At 60.9% G+C, this 16,241-nt stretch carries 16 protein-coding genes; 4 read left to right on the forward strand and 12 right to left on the reverse strand.

Going from position 1 to position 16,241, the window contains the following annotated elements:
* Positions 1 to 27: 27 nt before the first annotated feature.
* Complete coding sequence (locus FJ930_RS06820) at positions 28 to 762, reverse strand: SDR family oxidoreductase (RefSeq protein WP_141836223.1); 735 nt, start codon at positions 760 to 762, stop codon at positions 28 to 30.
* Positions 763 to 995: 233 nt separating this feature from the next.
* Between FJ930_RS06820 and FJ930_RS06825 the strand changes: the two genes are divergently transcribed.
* Together FJ930_RS06825 and FJ930_RS06830 are read left to right on the forward strand one after the other, a co-directional pair.
* The gene (locus tag FJ930_RS06825) at positions 996 to 1,892 is read left to right on the forward strand and encodes a LysR family transcriptional regulator (RefSeq protein WP_141836226.1); all 897 of its coding nucleotides are present in this window, start codon (positions 996 to 998) and stop codon (positions 1,890 to 1,892) included.
* A gap of 192 nt (positions 1,893 to 2,084) precedes the next feature.
* Positions 2,085 to 3,560, forward strand: coding sequence for an inorganic triphosphatase (locus FJ930_RS06830; RefSeq protein ID WP_348642714.1), 1,476 nt, complete (start codon positions 2,085 to 2,087; stop codon positions 3,558 to 3,560).
* A 690-nt stretch (positions 3,561 to 4,250) separates the two neighbouring features.
* On the opposite strand, the gene FJ930_RS06840 is transcribed toward FJ930_RS06830, so the two are convergent.
* The 10 genes from FJ930_RS06840 to FJ930_RS06885 form a co-directional block, all read right to left on the reverse strand.
* Positions 4,251 to 5,030 (reverse strand): 3-methyl-2-oxobutanoate hydroxymethyltransferase, encoded by a 780-nt coding sequence (locus FJ930_RS06840; RefSeq protein ID WP_246676821.1) that lies wholly within the window; start codon positions 5,028 to 5,030, stop codon positions 4,251 to 4,253.
* Between the two features lie 57 nt (positions 5,031 to 5,087).
* Positions 5,088 to 5,879, reverse strand: a complete 792-nt coding sequence (locus FJ930_RS06845; RefSeq protein ID WP_141836232.1) for a TIM barrel protein — start codon at positions 5,877 to 5,879, stop codon at positions 5,088 to 5,090.
* Positions 5,880 to 5,885: 6 nt separating this feature from the next.
* Positions 5,886 to 6,194, reverse strand: coding sequence for a MocE family 2Fe-2S type ferredoxin (locus FJ930_RS06850; protein ID WP_140610892.1), 309 nt, complete (start codon positions 6,192 to 6,194; stop codon positions 5,886 to 5,888).
* 11 nt (positions 6,195 to 6,205) lie between these two features.
* Complete coding sequence (locus FJ930_RS06855) at positions 6,206 to 7,165, reverse strand: sugar phosphate isomerase/epimerase (protein ID WP_140746633.1); 960 nt, start codon at positions 7,163 to 7,165, stop codon at positions 6,206 to 6,208.
* Positions 7,162 to 8,166, reverse strand: coding sequence for a Gfo/Idh/MocA family oxidoreductase (locus FJ930_RS06860; RefSeq protein WP_141836235.1), 1,005 nt, complete (start codon positions 8,164 to 8,166; stop codon positions 7,162 to 7,164). Before FJ930_RS06860 ends, FJ930_RS06855 begins: the two co-directional genes overlap by 4 nt.
* Positions 8,167 to 8,254: 88 nt before the next feature.
* On the reverse strand, positions 8,255 to 9,100 hold the full coding sequence (locus FJ930_RS06865; protein ID WP_141836238.1) for an ATP-binding cassette domain-containing protein: 846 nt from the start codon (positions 9,098 to 9,100) through the stop codon (positions 8,255 to 8,257).
* Positions 9,101 to 9,227: 127 nt separating this feature from the next.
* Positions 9,228 to 10,247, reverse strand: coding sequence for an ABC transporter permease (locus FJ930_RS06870; protein ID WP_141836517.1), 1,020 nt, complete (start codon positions 10,245 to 10,247; stop codon positions 9,228 to 9,230).
* Positions 10,247 to 11,191: an ABC transporter permease gene (locus FJ930_RS06875; RefSeq protein WP_246673497.1), complete on the reverse strand. Its 945-nt coding sequence runs from the start codon at positions 11,189 to 11,191 to the stop codon at positions 10,247 to 10,249. Before FJ930_RS06875 ends, FJ930_RS06870 begins: the two co-directional genes overlap by 1 nt.
* Positions 11,192 to 11,399: 208 nt before the next feature.
* Complete coding sequence (locus FJ930_RS06880; protein ID WP_140746641.1) at positions 11,400 to 12,365, reverse strand: sugar ABC transporter substrate-binding protein; 966 nt, start codon at positions 12,363 to 12,365, stop codon at positions 11,400 to 11,402.
* A 97-nt stretch (positions 12,366 to 12,462) separates the two neighbouring features.
* Positions 12,463 to 13,509, reverse strand: a complete 1,047-nt coding sequence (locus FJ930_RS06885; protein ID WP_141836241.1) for a sterol desaturase family protein — start codon at positions 13,507 to 13,509, stop codon at positions 12,463 to 12,465.
* Positions 13,510 to 13,701: 192 nt separating this feature from the next.
* Between FJ930_RS06885 and FJ930_RS06890 the strand changes: the two genes are divergently transcribed.
* Positions 13,702 to 14,736 carry a LacI family DNA-binding transcriptional regulator gene (locus tag FJ930_RS06890; RefSeq protein ID WP_141836244.1) on the forward strand — a complete coding sequence of 345 codons (1,035 nt, stop codon included), beginning with the start codon at positions 13,702 to 13,704 and terminating at the stop codon, positions 14,734 to 14,736.
* Positions 14,737 to 14,968: 232 nt separating this feature from the next.
* Here the strand turns inward: FJ930_RS06890 and FJ930_RS06895 are convergent, their stop codons facing one another.
* Positions 14,969 to 15,508 carry a carboxymuconolactone decarboxylase family protein gene (locus FJ930_RS06895; protein WP_141836249.1) on the reverse strand — a complete coding sequence of 180 codons (540 nt, stop codon included), beginning with the start codon at positions 15,506 to 15,508 and terminating at the stop codon, positions 14,969 to 14,971.
* 83 nt (positions 15,509 to 15,591) lie between these two features.
* On the opposite strand from FJ930_RS06895, the gene FJ930_RS06900 reads away from it, so the two are divergent.
* Complete coding sequence (locus tag FJ930_RS06900; RefSeq protein ID WP_210245347.1) at positions 15,592 to 16,236, forward strand: TetR/AcrR family transcriptional regulator; 645 nt, start codon at positions 15,592 to 15,594, stop codon at positions 16,234 to 16,236.
* The last annotated feature ends 5 nt before the right edge of the window (positions 16,237 to 16,241 follow it).

The following is a 16,241-nucleotide window of genomic DNA, read 5'->3' on the forward strand; positions in this document are numbered from 1 at the left end:
GTGGGCCAGGCGCGGGACCGCGCGGCGTCAGAGTTGGGCAAGGCCGCCGTCGACGGCGACCTCGCTGGCGGTCATGAAGCTGCTGTCAGGCGACGCGAGAAAGGCGGCCACCGCCCCAATTTCCGCCGGATCGGCCATGCGCTGGAGCGGAGTCATCGCGCCGTAGGCCTTCTGGCCTTCCTCGCCCAGCGCTTCCTTCGCGAGCTCGGTCGCCGTCGCCCCCGGCGACAGCACGTTTACGCGGATGCCGGTGCCCTTCAGGTCCTCCGCCCAGGTCCGCGCGAGATTGCGCACTGCCGCCTTGCTCGCGCTGTAGGCAGTGAATCCCGGGGCGCCCGTAGTGCCGGCGCTCGACCCGGTCAGGATGATCGAACCGCCCGGGCCCATTAGCGGCAACGCCTTCTGGACCGTGAAGATCGAGCCCTTCACATTGGTGTCGAAGGTTTCGTCAATGTGCTCGGCGGTGATCTGGCCGAGCGGAAGCGGGCTTCCCGCCCCGGCGTTGGCGAAGACGATGTCGAGGCTTCCGCGCTCGGCCTTCACCGCAGCGTAGAGTCGGTCGAGGTCGGTCTCAGATGAGACCGAGCCTTTCACCGCGCGGGCGCTGGGCCCGAGTTCCGCCACTGCGGCGTCGAGCGCTTCCTGTCGGCGGCCGAAGATGAAGACGAAGGCGCCCTCCTCGACAAATCGCTGTGCCGCGGCGCGGCCGATGCCGGTGGCGCCACCTGTGATGACGGCGGTTTTTTCATTCAATCTGGTCATGTCGTGCAGTCTCCTTGTTTCGCCGTCTCAAGCCTCTGGTCGCCCGAGTGGGGCCCCGCGAGACGCTTAAGATGGGTCCGCCGGCCTGAGGCATTCAGTACGCAAGCGCGCACATCGGTGGTGCGAAATCGATCCGGCTGGGCGACAGATGTCAGCGGGACGATCGCCATTTTCTCCATCGATGTGCTAGATACGGGATTTGGAAAGCGCACCGCTCGGTGCCGGATTGCACCATGTTCGACTGGGATGACGTTCGCTACTTTCTTGCCGTCGCGCGCGGAGGCTCGGTTCGGGCCGCCGCCAAGCGCCTTGATGTGAACCACGCAACCGTCCTGCGACGCATCGCTCAGCTCGAGAAACGCCTCGGGGCGCATATGTTCGAAAAGCTGCCTTCGGGCTACCGCCTGACGGCTGCGGGCGAGGAGGTCCTCGATCTCGCGATCCAGATGGAAGCGTCGTCGCATTTGCTGGAGACGCGCGTCTTCGGTCGCGACCAGAGCGCGCGCGGGCTTTTGCGGGTGACGCTTCCACCGTTCCTAGCCACACACCTGCTCATGCCTGATCTCGCCGACTTCGCGCGTATGCATCCGGACATCGAGATGGAAATCTTGACGACCGGCGAGGTGGCGAATCTGACGAACCGAGAGGCCGACGTCGCGATCCGGATCGTCGCCGACCGCAAGACCCTGCCGCTCAATCTTCACGGCCTGAAGGGACCGGAGCTGTTCAGCGGCGTCTACATGTCTCGCGATCGGCTAGCCGCGTGGCGTGCGGGCACGCCTGATCCCATTCGGTGGATAGCCATAGACAATCGTGGAATTCCGGACTGGGCGCGCGAGGGAGAAGTTCACACCACGGGAGTTCCGTTCAGAACCCCGGACGCCGAGACGCAGATCATCGCGGTGCGGCAAGGGATCGGGATGACGAAACTGCCGTGCTTCGTCGGAGATGCCGACCCCCTGCTGGTAAGGGTGCCGGGGATCGACCTGCCCATGCATGGGACCCTCTGGCTTCTCACACAGGGGGAGACACGCAAGACGAAGCGCGTGCGGCTCTTCACTGAGTTCGTGTCCCGCAGCGTCGCCGCGTACGCGCCGCTTCTCGCGGGGCGCTCCATATCGCGCGACTGACGCCTGGCAGATCGCTGGCGACGCTCGCCGTGGATAAGAAATGACTTGCCCAGGCCACTTCGATGCCGATCGCTGCCTCGCGGCCAATGATGCCGTTCTCCACCTTGAGCGCCTGGCGGCGGCGCAGGATGTCCTCGACCTCGGCCGGCTTGAGATCCGGACGCAGCTGGTCCAGTTGTTTGTGACAGGTTTATGACGCACAATGCGAAGCGACGCTGCGCCGAGGACACTATGCAGGAAACGGAACTGAAGCTCGAGCTTTCGCGGTCGGGTGCGGGATCGCTCCTCAAGAAAAATCCGTTCGGAGCCTCGCCCACCATTCTCCAGCAAAGATCGATCTATTTCGACACCCCGGGACGGGACCTGTCCAAGCGCGGCCTGTCGCTTCGCATTCGCAAATCGGGAAATGAACGGATACAAACCGTCAAAGCCAGCAATGACGCCGCGGCCGGATCGTTCGCACGCGAGGAATGGGAGCGGCCGGTCGCCGACGATATTCCGGTGCTTGACGATCCGCAGATCCGAGGCCTGCTTGCAGAGGCTGGCCCAAGGCTGGCGCCCTTGTTCGAGGTTCATGTCAAACGGCATCGTTGGAATGTGACGGACAGCGGCGCCACGGTCGAAGTCGCCTTGGATCTTGGCAAGGTCGTTGCAGCCGATCGCGAGGCGCCGGTCTGCGAGATCGAGTTGGAAAAGAAGGTAGGCTCGCCGAAGGCGCTGTTTGCGCTCGCCCGGAAAGTCGACCTGATCACGCCGGCGCATCTCGGGGTGCTGAGCAAAGCAGAACGGGGTTATCGTCTGCTTGACTCGGCGCCGGGTGCCGTGAAATCGGCGGCGACCCCGCTCTCGTCCGAGATGAGCGCGGCAACGGCTTTCGCGCGTATCGCCGCAGCCTGTCTCAGACAGTTTCGTCTGAATGAAACGGCGCTGGGCTGGTCCCGCGACGCAGAGGCCCTGCACCAGGCTCGTGTGTCGCTGCGACGGCTGCGATCTCTGTTTTCGATCTGCAAGTCCCTGTTCGACGACAGCCGTTTCGACCACCTGCGAGAAGAATTTAAATGGCTTACCTCGGAACTTGGCGATGCGCGCAATATTGACGTGATGATCGAGCGCGCTTCGAGCGAGGCTCTTTCAAGCCGTCTTCAAGATGCGCGCGACGACGCCTATGTGGCGGTCGAAGCATCGCTCTCCTCGGTGCGCGCTCGCTCGTTGATGATCGATGCCATCGAGTGGATCTCCATCAGAGACTGGCGAACCCAATCGGACGAGCAGTCGTTAAGCGATTTCGCCTCGAGTGTATTTGATAAATTTTGGAAGAAGGTGGCGAAGGGCGGCGACAACCTCATTGATGCCGATGACGAGACCCGCCACAAAGTCCGCATTGCCGCAAAGAAACTGCGCTACGCGGCGGAGTTCTTTGAACCGCTTTACAACAGCAAGGCGGAAGTCAAACGCCATCGACGATTCATCGAGGCGATGAAGAGCCTGCAGGATCAGCTCGGCAGCCTCAACGATATCGCCACCGCCCCCGATTTGCTGGCGGCGCTGGAGCTTTCGAACGTGGCCGGTGCGAAGGATCTCTTCAGCGCCGAGGAGAAATCCAAGCTTCTCAAGGACGCCGCGGAAGCCCACGACAACTTTGTCAACACCAGGCGCTTCTGGCGTTGAGGCAGCATGCAGAGCGACGAAGCTGCAGCACCGGCTAGCCCGACCGTCGCGCCGCCTAGCACCCGCGCCTAGGGCACTGCGCTCGACAACATTAGAACGATGCCGACCGCAATCATTAGCAGGCCTGGCCAGTTGCGCGAGAAGCCGAGAAACCCGAACCCACGCCGTCGCGGCTCGAGAGTTGGGCCAGGCGTTGCCAGCCTTGAGGCCGACCGGTCGGCTGGAGTGCCGAGCGGTGCCAAATTGCTGAGCCGGCCGTATGAGAGTGCCGCGCCTGCCATGTAGACAATGCCAGCGACGATGAGTAGCGCACCGATGAGAATGACAGTCAATTTTCATCCTCCTCTCTTTAGCTTTCCAAGCCTGGCCCGCATATGAATGAAAACGGTCATGACGGCTGACAGTTCCGGCGGAGCGCCCTATCGGCTTGGACGTGTCGCCTGAATCGAACGGAACGGGCCCCGCGAACGCCGGAGGTCTGCCGTGGGGAAGAAGGCTAGGCTGATCATTGAAGCCGTGTCGGAGGAACCATTGGCCGAGGCGGATTACTACGCCAATTTCGTCGGAAGGATGAGCTTCCGCTTGGCAATCAGCATTTTGAGTTCATCGAGCGTTGGCGCCCTGGTGTTGCGAACCACGACTTGTCCGGCATCCGCTCGTGATGAAATGGGTAGCCCCAAAGGCATTGTTTCACCGTTTTGCTGCTTGCATGAAGCTGTCGAACTCGGCATCCCCAATCGGAACGGTATGTTCGTAACCGGGGTACCGGCCGGAATCGACGTCGGCCTTGTATTCCCTGAAGGCCGCAACGCGCTCGTCCTGGATCTTTTGCAGCTCCGGGCTGAGGTTTCGGTATACCTTTCCGTGTCGCGGCTTGTGGTTCTTGCCGTAGCCGCAGACATCTTCGGTGAACAGATACTGCGCATCCGCATATCTGCCGGCGCCCATACCGAGCATGACCAACGATGAGTTTTCGGTCAGGAATTTCGCGACGCGGTCGGGCACGACTTCCAACTCCGCCCCGAAGACGCCGATCTCCTCCAGTCTCTTCGTATGTCGCCAGAGGCGGAGCGCTTCGTCCGCCGTCTTGCCGACCGCTCGCCAACCCGTCCAGGTGATGTAGGAAGGGATCAGGCCGATATGGCCGACGACAGGGAGGTGGTTGTCGCAAAGCGCCTTCTGGATATCGTAGGACGCGGCACAGTAGAAGGCGTCGCCTCCGATGCCGGCAAAGTGGAAGGCCGCACGCAGATAGTCCTCCGCCGTCGCGAGCGGACGGCTGGCAAAACTGCCCCAGCCGCCATAAGGCAGACCGACCTGCACGAAACAGTTGCCGGCTGCATCCCGCATTTCCTGGTCGAAATACCGGCCTTCGATCGAAAGCATGTGAATGCCCGCTGCCGCTGCTGCCGTGGCTTCGTCGGGCGTGCTGACGAAGAGCATGGAGATCTTCTCTCCATTCCGCTTCATCTTTCGGATGTCCTCGATATGAGGACGGTTGTGATACATGCCCATGGTCAGCCTCCCTTATAGTTCATCGCTCACCGTGAACGCCCGCCGGAAAGCCTCCAGCGCCGCCTCGGGATCGTGTTGGGCAAACGCTTCCAGACCCACTGGCCCGCGGTACCCCATGTCGAACAGGGCTCTTGCTATGTAGGGCCAGTTCATCTCGCCCGTTCCCGGCTCGCAACGACCCGGGTTGTCGGCCACCTGCACCTCGCCGATGAACGGCAGGCACTTCTCGCACCAGCGCACGATATCGCCTTCGCCGATCTGCGTGTGATAGAGGTCGAGATTGATCCGCAGTTGGGGTCTGTTGATCGACGACACCAATGCCAGCACCGATGCCGTCGAGCCAAACGGGCAGCCAGGGTGGTCGAGCAGGTTCAGATTTTCGAGCGTGAAGACGACACTTTCGGCCTCTGCCATGTCGCAGATGCGGTTCAGCGTATCGCGCGCCTTCAGCCACATCGGGCCGGTCTCGACGTCGGCGCTGACGACAGGTATGCCGCCCTCGCCGAGCCCGGTGCCGTGCAGGTTCAGCCGGGCAATGCCGAGGCGCCTTCCGACCCTGGCGGTCTCAAGAGCCGATCTTAAGAGCATGTCGGCGCCCTCGTCGTCGGCGAGCCGTCCTTCGAGATAGCCGTTCATGATCGTGAAGGTTGCGCCTGTCTTCTCGAGCGCCGCGAGGTCATGGTCCGGCCAATTCCACAATCCGACGCCGAAACCCATTTCATGCAGCCGCGCGACGCGCCAAGCCATCGGACGATCGCGCCAAAGCATCTCTGCGCAGGCAGCCAGTTGGAAGGATTGGGTCATGACAGCTCAAACCTCGACCATAACGCGGCCGTTCTCGACCTTCGTCTTGTAAATCCTGAGGTTCTCGCAGGCCGGCGGCGTCTCTACCTCGCCGGTCGTGAAATCGAAAACGGAAGCGTGCTTGGGGCACTCCACCGTGTTGCCCATGACCAGGCCGTCGGCAAGGTGGATCGCCTCGTGCGTGCACAGTCCGTCAGTGCAGTAATATTCATCGGCGTCGTTGCGGAAGATTGCGAAGGCCCGGCCGCCATTGTCGAAGCGCCTGGCTTCCTCGGCTTCGATGTCATCGGCGGCGCATGCGTCGACCCAGGGCATTGAGTGTCTCCTCAGATATCTTGTGGTTTGAAGTCCGCGGGGGCTGATGGCATCACGCCCTGGAGCAGCGCGACGGACTTCTCCAGCCCCTCGAGCGAATTGAGAAGTACGTCCTCGTGCTCGATCGAAAGCCAGCCGTCATAGCCAGCCATCTTGAGCCGATAGCAGAACTGCCGCCACCATTCCTGGCCATGGCCGAACCCAAGCGTGATGTAGCTCCAGGAGCGGGCCGGAATGTCCATGAGGCTGCCATTCTCAAGCAGCGAGGTCGTGGCCTGAACGGGCCGGTTGAGCATCGTATCCTTGGCGTGAACATGGTACACGGCCTCGCCCAGCGCCTCGGCGGCGGCGAGTGGGTCGGCGCCCATCCAGAACAGGTGCGAGGGGTCGAGATTGGCGCCCACGACAGGCCCGACCGCTTCTCGCAATTTCAGAAGCGAGGGCACGTTGTATACGCACTGATTGCCGTGCAGTTCGAGTGCGATGCGCTCGACACCGTTTTCCTTCGCCAGCGCCACGATCTCCGACCAGAACGGGATCAGCCTGTCTTCCCATTGATATCTGAGAATGGTCTGCGTTTCCGGCGGCCAGGAGGAGACGACCCAGTTTGGCAGGCTGTCGCTGGCGCTGCCGGCCGGCAGACCGCTCATCGTGCAGACGGTGCGGATGCCCATTTCGCCGGCGACGCGGATCGTATCTTTCAACCCCTCGCCCTGGGACGGATCGGTCGGATGCAGCGGATTGCCGTTCGCGTTCAGGCTGATGATCTCCAGCCCGCGTTCCTCGAACGCTCCGGCGAACCGCTTCTGGGCTTCCCTGTCGCCCAGCATGGACGACAGCCGGAAATGCGGGGCGGTCGACCAGCCACAGGTGTTCACCTCGATGCCGGATACCCCCATGCGCCGGGCATGATCGAGCACGGCGTCGAACGGCAGGTTGCCGAGACTGTCTGAAACGAAACCCAGCTTCACGCGTAGAACTCCGGCTTTGCAATCATCTGGATGGGTGTGTGACGGGTCTCCTTCAGCGCCACCACGCCAGCCTCGGCAACGACGGCGGCGCAATAGCCGTCCCAGCAATCCGAGGCGATCGCGGGGAACTCGCCAGTCATCACGAAGCGAAGGAAGTCGCGGTTCTGGCGGCGATAGGCGTCGTAATAGCGGGTCCGCCAGTCTGCGTCGTAGCTTGTGCTTTGGGTGAGCGCGGACTCGGTGCGGGTGTACGCGACATTATTCGTCGCAACGGTTCCCCGCTCGCCGATCAGCTCGGCACGGACGTCATAGCCATAGGCTGCGTTGTTGTTGATCTCGATGTTGACGAGCTGGCCGTCCACCGTTTCCAGCACCATCACGACGGGCGCGACCCGCGCGTCCGAGCGTCTCGGCTGGAATGCGGAAATAGAGGCATATTCCGTCCCCAACACGTAACGCACGACGTCGAATTCGTGCGGGGCGGAATTGGTAATAGCCATCGCACCGGTGAAATCGGCTGCAGGCGTTTCAACATTGCGGTGGAAATTATGCATCATCAGCGCCCGGCCGAGGTGGCCATCATCCAGTGCCCGCTTCATCTCCTGGTAGGAACGATCGTAACGCCGCATGAAGCCGAGCTGGACGAACTTCGCCCCCGCCTTCCGTTCGGCTTCCATCACCGCGACGCAGTCAGCCGAGGCTTGTGACAGGGGCTTTTCGCACAGCACCCGCTTGCCGGCGGCGATGCAGGCCATCGCAAGCGGCGCATGCGTGAAATCGGGACTCGCAATGATCACGGCGTCCACGTCTTGCCGCGCGACGGCGTCCTTGGGGTCGGTCGCAATGTCGAAGGCCCCGCACGCATCGGCGACGCGGCGAGCGCGCTGCTCATCCATGTCGCAAACCAATTGAAGGGTTGCGCCGGGCAGTTCCTCCGCGACTATCTTGGCATGATCCGCGCCCATCAAGCCGGCGCCGATCACTGCAATACGAACTGTCATTTCTGTCCTGTTTTTGCTTTCGAGTTTACGGGGCCGCGACAAGCGGCGAGATGAAGCCGAGCCGGACTGGATAGCCTCGCAAGGAAGTCTAGTGAGCGGCTGGGACCTCCAGCACCTGCGGGGACGGCGGATGCCCCTCATGGGTCTCCATGTAACCCTCAACCTGCGCTTCGAGGTCAGCCATGGTCTCGCCGCCAGCCATCAGATCTGTGATCTCCTCGCGGGACTTTTCGCCCTTGCGGAAATCGGCGGCGATGGCGCCACGGATCAGCACTGCGAAATGATCGCCGACGGCCATGGCGTGCATGACCTGGTGAGTAATGAAGACCACCGCCAGGCCGCGCCTCTTGGCCTCGTTGACGATACGCAGCACGTGCGAGGCCTGCTTGACGCCGAGCGCAGCGGTCGGCTCGTCCAGGATCAGCACACGCGCTCCAAAATACACGGCGCGGGCAATGGCGAGCGACTGGCGCTCGCCGCCCGACAGGCCCCCAACCAAGCGGTCACCGTCATCAATGCGGGTGATGCCGAAATCCCGCACCGCTCTCACCGCGATTTCGTTGGCGCGCTTGCGGTCGTAGATCCTGAACGGTCCCCAACCTTTGGTCGGCTCGACCCCAACAAAGAAAGACCGCCCTATGCTCATCAGCGGGAACGTGCCGCCGAACTGGTGCACCGTGGCAATACCCCGCCCCTGCGCGTCACTCGGTCCGACGAAAGTTACTGGCTGACCGTCCATCAGTATCTGCCCGCTGGTGGGCTTATGGACACCAGCCAAGGTCTTGATGAGGGTCGACTTGCCGGCTCCGTTGTCGCCGAGCAGACAAAGCACCTCGCCCGCACGCACCTTGAGCGAAATATCGTGCAGGACGTCGATTGGGCCGAAGGATTTGTTGACGTTCTTCAGTTCGAGAATGGCGGGTTTGTCGTTCATGGCGTGCTCAGCCCTTCATATCGCGCCCGGTGTGATTGATGCTGCCGACTGGCCAGGCTGTTCATCGAAGCCCTATCCTTGACCAACCATGCGACCGCGGGCTTGGACTGCTCTAACAACTCATTTCTCATGGGTTTGCTGGCTCCCGCGGCAGGCTTCGCTTGCTCCGCGGCCTGAAGTACAGAGCCAGGTCACGGAACGACTGGTTCATCAGCACGGCTATCAGGAGCATCACGCCGATGATCAGGTTCGACCAGTTTCGGTCGATCTGCGTAAAGTAGATGCCCTGGCTGACAATGGCGAAGGTGATGGTGCCAACGAAAATGCCGAGGACGGACCCGAAGCCGCCGGTCAGCAGGACGCCGCCCACCACCACGGAGACGATGGCGTTGAAGATGAAGTTCATGCCGCCGGAGACTTGGGCGGAATTGAACAGGATCGCCTGGCAGATGCCAACGAACGTTGCACTGACCGCGGACAACACAAAAAGCGCAATGGTCAAGCGATCAGTCGGAATGCCAGCATTACGGGCGCTGACGCGGTCGCCGCCCATTGCAAAGAGCCAGTTGCCGTAGCGGGTTTTGTGCAGAACGAAGCCTATTATAGCGGCGAATGCTAGCCACCAGACGATGATGACTTGGTGACTGCCGCCGATCAGCTGGCCGAACAGGAACTTGGCCCAGTCCGGCGCGGTTACCGCAACGCTGGCATTGCCGGTCAGAAGTACCGACCCGCCGAGCACCACCCCTTGCATGGCGACCAGCGTGGCCAGGGTAATGATAAGCGATGGCACGGAGGTGCGTATCGTCAGCAAGCCGTTGACCAGGCCAACCGCCACGCCTATCGCCAACGCTCCTGCTATCCCTACCGTAATGGGCAGCCCGTAGTAACCAGTGAGGATGGCAGTGGTCATCGAACCCGCCGGGATCAGTGCGCCGATGGAGATGTCGAGCTCGCCTGAGATCATCAACAGGCCGACGGGAATGGCGACAATGCCTAGATTGGCCGCGAAATTGACCCAACTCGCCGCGCCAACGAGTGTGCCCAGATTGGCGCCGCCGAACAAAACGAAGAACAGCACCACGCCGATGAGACTGAGGATCGACCCGGCTTCCGGACGCCGCAACAAGGATCTGATTGCGTCCATCATGACCGCCCTCCCTTCTTCGACGAATAGCTGAGCGCGAGTTGCCGGAAGGTGTCGTTGGTCAGCACCGCAATCAGGAGGAGCACGCCGATGATGACGCTTCCAACATTGGGGTCCAAACTCGTGAAGTAGATGCCCTGGTTCACGATCGAGAAGGTGAGAGTGCCGAACACGATGCCAACGACCGAGCCGAAGCCACCGGTGAGCAAAACGCCGCCGATGACCACGCACATGATGGAATTGAAGATGAAGGACTGGCCCGCCAGAACCTGCGCACTCTGATAGACCATCACCTCGCTGACGCCGACGAAAGCGGCGCTGAAGCCGGAGAGCATGAAAAGGCCGATGCTCAGACGCTTGGTTGGGACGCCGACATTGCGCGCGCTCTCCTTGTCGCCGCCGAGCGCATAGATCCAGTTGCCTATCGGCGAGATGTGCAACAGCCAGAACAGGCCGACCACGAACACCACCCACCACAGGATCGTGACCTGGAACATGCCACCGAGATAATCACCGAGGATTTCCTTGGTGAACGGATCCGGCACAAGCGAGACCCCGGTGCTGCCAGCGATCTTGACGGTGAGACCCAGCGTCAGACCCATCGTGCCGAACATGGTGCCGATGGTGATTATCAGGGATGGGATGGACGTTCTCGTGACGAGCAGGCCGTTGAGGAGGCCGACAGCGAGACCGAGTCCGAGCGCGGCCGTTATGCCAAGCCAGTCGGGGAGCCCATAGTGACCGGAGATGATGGCAGCGGTCAGCGATGCCGCCGGGATCACGGCGCCGACCGAGATATCCAATTCGCCAGCGATCATCAGCAACCCTATCGGCAGCGCGATGATGCCGATCTCGGAAGCGATGTTCAACCAACTCGCCGCGCCGGCTGCTGACATAAAGCCGCTTCCGCCGAACACGCCGAAGAAAAGAAGAACAGCGATCATGCCGAGAAACGAGCCCGACTCTGGTCGTCGCGCCAGGCGGCCGAGTGCCAGTCCGGACTGCGGGCGGTCAATCGCCGGCGTTGATGTGGACGTCACGGGATGTGCCATTAGGGTAATCCGCGAGCATACGGCCAGCCTTGATGTCGCCGCCGCAGAGAGAGGAAAAAGGGCCGCCGCCGCAAACGCGAAGGCGGCCCAGGCGGGAGGATTATCGCGTCCCGGCCTTCACGCCAGCGATGGTGGCGTCGACATTTGCCTTGTCGATGATGCCTGGTCCCGTAAGGATCTCGCGGGTGGGCACCGACAAACCATAGTTGACGTGGCCATTCAGGATCGCAACGGCCAGGTATCCCTGCAGGTAGCCTTGCTGATCGATCGCGCAGGCCTGCTTGCCATCCTTGATGTTGTTCAGGATGGTTTCGTCAAAGTTCATGCCGCAGAGTTGCACTTTCCCGACCTTGCCGGCCTGCGTAAGACCGTTCATGGCGGAGTTGGCGTCGACGTTGCCGATCGTAAAGACAGCGTTCACATCCTGGTGCTGCAGCAGATAGGCTTTCACCGCCTGCGCGACGGCCGTGGCCGAGCCGAAGGATGTAGCAGGCAATGGCAGGACGTCGGCTTCGCCGCCGCCATTGGTCATGCCTTCCTTGAAACCGCCGCAGAAGGCCTCGATGTTGGCGGCGCCTGGCAGCGTGTTGATGCAGACGCCCTTCTTGTTGCCGCCCTTGGCAAGGTACTCGCCAGCCGCGACACCGCCCTTGTAATCGTCGGAGCCGACATAGTTCATGGCGCCAAGACGATCGGCCGCTTTCAGCCCGCCGGCATTGTAGATGAGCAGCGGAATGCCAGCATCCCTGACAGCCTTGAACGCAGGGTCCATCGCTTCCGGCACCCAGTCCGGGCCGACAATGGCGTCCGCCTTCTGGTCGATGGCTTGGCGGATCAGTTCGGCGGCGTCCACGCCCAGATTGTCGTAGTTCTGCGGCCCGAGCCAAGTGACCTTGCCACCCTGAGCCTCGACCACCTTGCCGGCGTCTTCGGCGCCGCGCTTGACGATCGACCAGAACGGATCGTCGGGCTTGCCGCCGACGACGAAGATGTTGGCGGCAAGCGTCGCGCCGGTGCTGAAGCCGACCAGCACCGCTGTCGACACAAGCGTCTTGAAAAGCTTCATGGTTTTTCCTCCCAGATTACCCCGTAGGGTTTCGACAAAAGTCTTCCTGTTCCAGGCCCGCTCCTCACGGCCTCAGCCGAAACAGCGCTTGGTTTCGTTATTCGGCCGGCATTCCAGACGCTGGATCGCCGCGGCCTTCCTGTCGGCCCCGTACCTTTTCCTTTTTCTTGCGAAAGCGGGTCTTCATGACTTCGTCGGCTTCCTTACTTCCGTCGTGCCAGGTGCCGAACAGCTTATCGAGGGGCACAAGCCCGTCGCCGCCGTAATTCACCTCGAAGTATTTGTGGTGCAGGTAATGCACGTAAGAATGGCTATCGAGATTGATCTTGTCGGTGATTTCAAACATCTCGAAGCCGAGGTGGCCGTTAACCGCGCCGAAGCCCGCTCCATGCAGCGTGAAATAGGCGCACACCGGGTTGGATGGAATCAACAGGTGCAGCCAGGCTTCGGCATGATAGAGGAAGCCCTCGACCGGATGCATCGACAGCGACGACCACGGGCTCGGATTGATCGAATTGTGGTGGACCGAGTGCACCCATTTGTAGAGCGGAGGCCAATGGATCGCCCGGTGCAGGAAGAAGAAATAGACCTCATGCACGGCAGGCGCGATAAGCACCAGGAACGACAGGTAAAGCCAGTTCGTCGTCCATGGCAGCCAGACCGCCCAGCTGTTGGCATAGACCCACAACATCACGATCTCGACTACCGTCCACAGTGGTATGGTGACGAAAAACGAGCGGACGAAATTGTCGATGTTCTGGCTTTGAAACCAGAACACGTCGGACGGCGCGTCCGAGGGAAACTTTGAATTGTACTTGAAGCGGTTCTGTTGTTTGCGCTGGACATAGTAGCGCAGCTCGAAGAAGCCGTAGAAAAGAAAAATCCCAGCGGCGTTGAGCCCGTACAGCCAAAGATAGTTTAGCGGCGAGAGGCTCGCGAGGCTCTGCCAGCTCGGGATCAGCAGGTTGACCCAAATGAGCGACGTGGCGAGGTGGAAGGTATTCCACGGCCAGAAGAATTCAGGAATCCAGGCCAAGACCTTTTTCGCATTGAACGGACGGTGCCAGATCGGTGCCGGCTCTGCCCGGCGATGGGGAGCCCAGTTGCCGCGCTTGTCGCGTGTTCCATACTGAAGGTCATCCATCGTAACAGCGCCTCCTCACCCGGATCGGTCTGGTGACTGCGGGGTTCAGACCCGCCCTGGGGCTCAGCCGGCCGAGCCCTCGTTCGGCGCAATTCATATCGGAGGGTTGATATTCGGAGAAGGCAGAAATAAAATCAAAATTGCATTTGTATCATTTAGTTTCAATCATGATGATACAGGAATGGGCGTTCGATGAAGCGGCCGACAATTCACGATCTCGCCACTGCGGCAGGCGTATCAGTGGCGACTGTGAACAGAATTTTGGGTGGCACCGTTTCCGTGCGGCCGAAAACAGTCCAACGCGTCCAGAGCGCCGCGGAAGAAATTGGCTTTTACGGTATCGGCGCGATCGACGATCGGGCCCGTAAGATATCGCCGCATTACCGATTGGGTTTCCTGCTCCAGCAGTCGACCCGTGACCTCTACCAGTTGTTCGGGAAGAAGATCGTTGCCGCCTGTCGCGAGCGTCGGGACGAGGTCATCGAACCTGTCGTCGACTTCGTCGATATTTTGACGCCAGAGACGATCTCGAACCGTCTCATTGCGCTCGGCGATTCATGCGACGCTGTCGCGGTGGTCGCGGCGGATCACCCAATCATTGGCCAAGCCATCCGTTCCCTGAAGGAGATGGGGAAACCAGTTGTTTCCTACATCACGGATCAGTCGGCGCCGGAAAGGGCGGCCTATGTGGGCACGGACAACTGGAAGCTGGGGCGCACCGCAGCCTTCCTGATTACCCAAACGACCCATGGTCCAGGTCGTATTGCCGTTTTCATAGGCAATCATCGGTATCAATGCCAGGACGTCTCGGACGCCAGCTTCCGCTCCTATTTGCGCGAGCACGCGCCTCGGCTCACAGTCGAGGAAAGCCGCCCCACCCACGAAGAATCGAGCGAGGCCTATCGTATGGTGGCCGAGTTGCTGGAAGCGACAGACGATCTTGTGGGAATTCTGATCGTTGGCGGCGGAATCACAGGGGTACTTCGTGCATTGAGAGAGGTCCCTTCGGAAAGGCGTTCGGGCATCAAGGTGGTATGCCGCGACATTGGTCCCGAGACACGCAGGGGCCTTTCAGAAGGACTGATCACTGCAGCTCTCTGTCATCCACTCGAAGCCACATCGGCTCTTCTCGTGCAGACGATGATCGACATCATTAGCCCACAGGCGCCGCTAGCCACCCTGCAGCGGTCGATACCATTCGAAATTGTAACGCCAGAGAACATTTGAGGCGTATCCTAGCTTAAACCGGCAGAGATTCACGGAGCAGGTCAAGATTGCCAGCTTCGCCTGCTTGCCGTGGGCATGACGATCGACAATCCGAGTTCTACAAGGGGTGGCTTCAGAATTCGGGAAAAATCGTACGCCAAGCCTGATGAGCCTTCCTTAACGGTTCACCTTCGGCCCCCCTCTGCTTGCCGGCCGGAGCGCCACATGGCGGTGGCTCCGACCGGCGCGATCCTTAACCAATCAGTTTGGGCGCGGCCGGGAAGTCGACGGGCACGCGGGTTACTGCATGAAGATAGTTGCTCACAGTCTTATCACCGACGGTGACAATTGTGTCTACGAGGTTCTCCTTTGTCCAGCCGGCCGCGAAGAACGCATCAACGAGCCCCTGATCTGCACGACCGCGCTGAATCACAACGGCTTTCACCAGGCGGGCCAGTGCGTCCAGTTTCGCGTCGAAGCTCGCTTGACCGCGGCGGATTTCGAGGATCTGCGCGTCCGAAAATCCGACCAATTTTCCAACGGCAGTATGTGCGGCAAGGCAGTATTCGCATTCGTTGACCTGGCTTACGACCAGGTTAATCACTTCCCGAGCCTTGGCCGCGATGCTGCTTTTCGCATTCTGGAGGGCGAGGTAATTGCCTAGCGCATGTTCGGAATGGGCGAACGTTGCGTACAGGTTCGGCACGGTGCCGAGGCTCGCCTTCAGCTTGTCGAAGAGCGCCTGATTGACGGGCGATACCTCATTGCGGGTCGGCACATTGATCTTGGTCATGCTTTCTCTCCTAACGGGTGTGGTTCCAGAAGTCGGTAACAAGCTCTTATTTTGTAGCAACCGATACAGATATCGGCCCGCGCGTGCCGGCTGTCAACAAAATTCTTTATCAATTGCTACAAATAGGCTATGATGACGCCATGGCACGCACAATTGCTTTCGACTACGAACGGGCTCTGGACAAGGCGATGCGGCTGTTCTGGAAACACGGCTACGCCGGGACCGGACTACGCGATCTCCTGAAGATTATGGGGATTGGCGAAGGCTCGTTTTACAACACCCTCAAGAGCAAGAAGCAGCTCTATCTGGCATGCGTGGAGCGTTACGAGATGACGGAGGGCCGCAAGCGCGCCCAGGCACTTATGTCCGCGCCCACGGCCAGCCAGGGAATTCGCGCGCTGTTCGGCGTCGTGCTCGACTGCCTGGACGATCCGCAGACACCGTCCCGCCTGTGCATGTCGGCGGCGATGGCCTCGGAGGAGGTGCTGTCGGAACCTGACCTGCGGCAGCTCGTTGAGGACCGTGAGGAAAAATTCCAGGCGAGTCTTGCCGAGCGGCTGAGCCAGGATCGGGATAAAGGTGTGCTGCCGGCCACGTTCGATCCGCAGACCAACGCATCGATCATTGCCACCTACGTGCAAGGCATCTGGCGCGTGGCACTGGTGGATTTCGACCGGCCCCGTTTCGAGCGCCAGATCGATGTTTTCCTGGCTGGCTTGGGGCTTTAGGCGCA

It is taken from the genome of Mesorhizobium sp. B2-4-15 (assembly GCF_006658505.1).
Taxonomy (GTDB): domain Bacteria; phylum Pseudomonadota; class Alphaproteobacteria; order Rhizobiales; family Rhizobiaceae; genus Mesorhizobium.

Excerpts from the sequence above, each read along its gene's own strand:
- FJ930_RS06820 (WP_141836223.1), bottom strand. The coding sequence starts at position 762 with ATGACCAGATTGAATGAAAAAACCGCCGTCATCACAGGTGGCGCCACC.
- FJ930_RS06825 (WP_141836226.1), top strand. The coding sequence starts at position 996 with ATGTTCGACTGGGATGACGTTCGCTACTTTCTTGCCGTCGCGCGCGGA.
- FJ930_RS06830 (WP_348642714.1), top strand. The coding sequence starts at position 2,085 with ATGACGCACAATGCGAAGCGACGCTGCGCCGAGGACACTATGCAGGAA.
- FJ930_RS06840 (WP_246676821.1), bottom strand. The coding sequence starts at position 5,030 with ATGAAGCGGAATGGAGAGAAGATCTCCATGCTCTTCGTCAGCACGCCC.
- FJ930_RS06845 (WP_141836232.1), bottom strand. The coding sequence starts at position 5,879 with ATGACCCAATCCTTCCAACTGGCTGCCTGCGCAGAGATGCTTTGGCGC.
- FJ930_RS06850 (WP_140610892.1), bottom strand. The coding sequence starts at position 6,194 with ATGCCCTGGGTCGACGCATGCGCCGCCGATGACATCGAAGCCGAGGAA.
- FJ930_RS06860 (WP_141836235.1), bottom strand. The coding sequence starts at position 8,166 with ATGACAGTTCGTATTGCAGTGATCGGCGCCGGCTTGATGGGCGCGGAT.
- FJ930_RS06865 (WP_141836238.1), bottom strand. The coding sequence starts at position 9,100 with ATGAACGACAAACCCGCCATTCTCGAACTGAAGAACGTCAACAAATCC.
- FJ930_RS06870 (WP_141836517.1), bottom strand. The coding sequence starts at position 10,247 with ATGGACGCAATCAGATCCTTGTTGCGGCGTCCGGAAGCCGGGTCGATC.
- FJ930_RS06875 (WP_246673497.1), bottom strand. The coding sequence starts at position 11,191 with ATGATCGCTGTTCTTCTTTTCTTCGGCGTGTTCGGCGGAAGCGGCTTT.
- FJ930_RS06880 (WP_140746641.1), bottom strand. The coding sequence starts at position 12,365 with ATGAAGCTTTTCAAGACGCTTGTGTCGACAGCGGTGCTGGTCGGCTTC.
- FJ930_RS06885 (WP_141836241.1), bottom strand. The coding sequence starts at position 13,509 with ATGGATGACCTTCAGTATGGAACACGCGACAAGCGCGGCAACTGGGCT.
- FJ930_RS06890 (WP_141836244.1), top strand. The coding sequence starts at position 13,702 with ATGAAGCGGCCGACAATTCACGATCTCGCCACTGCGGCAGGCGTATCA.
- FJ930_RS06895 (WP_141836249.1), bottom strand. The coding sequence starts at position 15,508 with ATGACCAAGATCAATGTGCCGACCCGCAATGAGGTATCGCCCGTCAAT.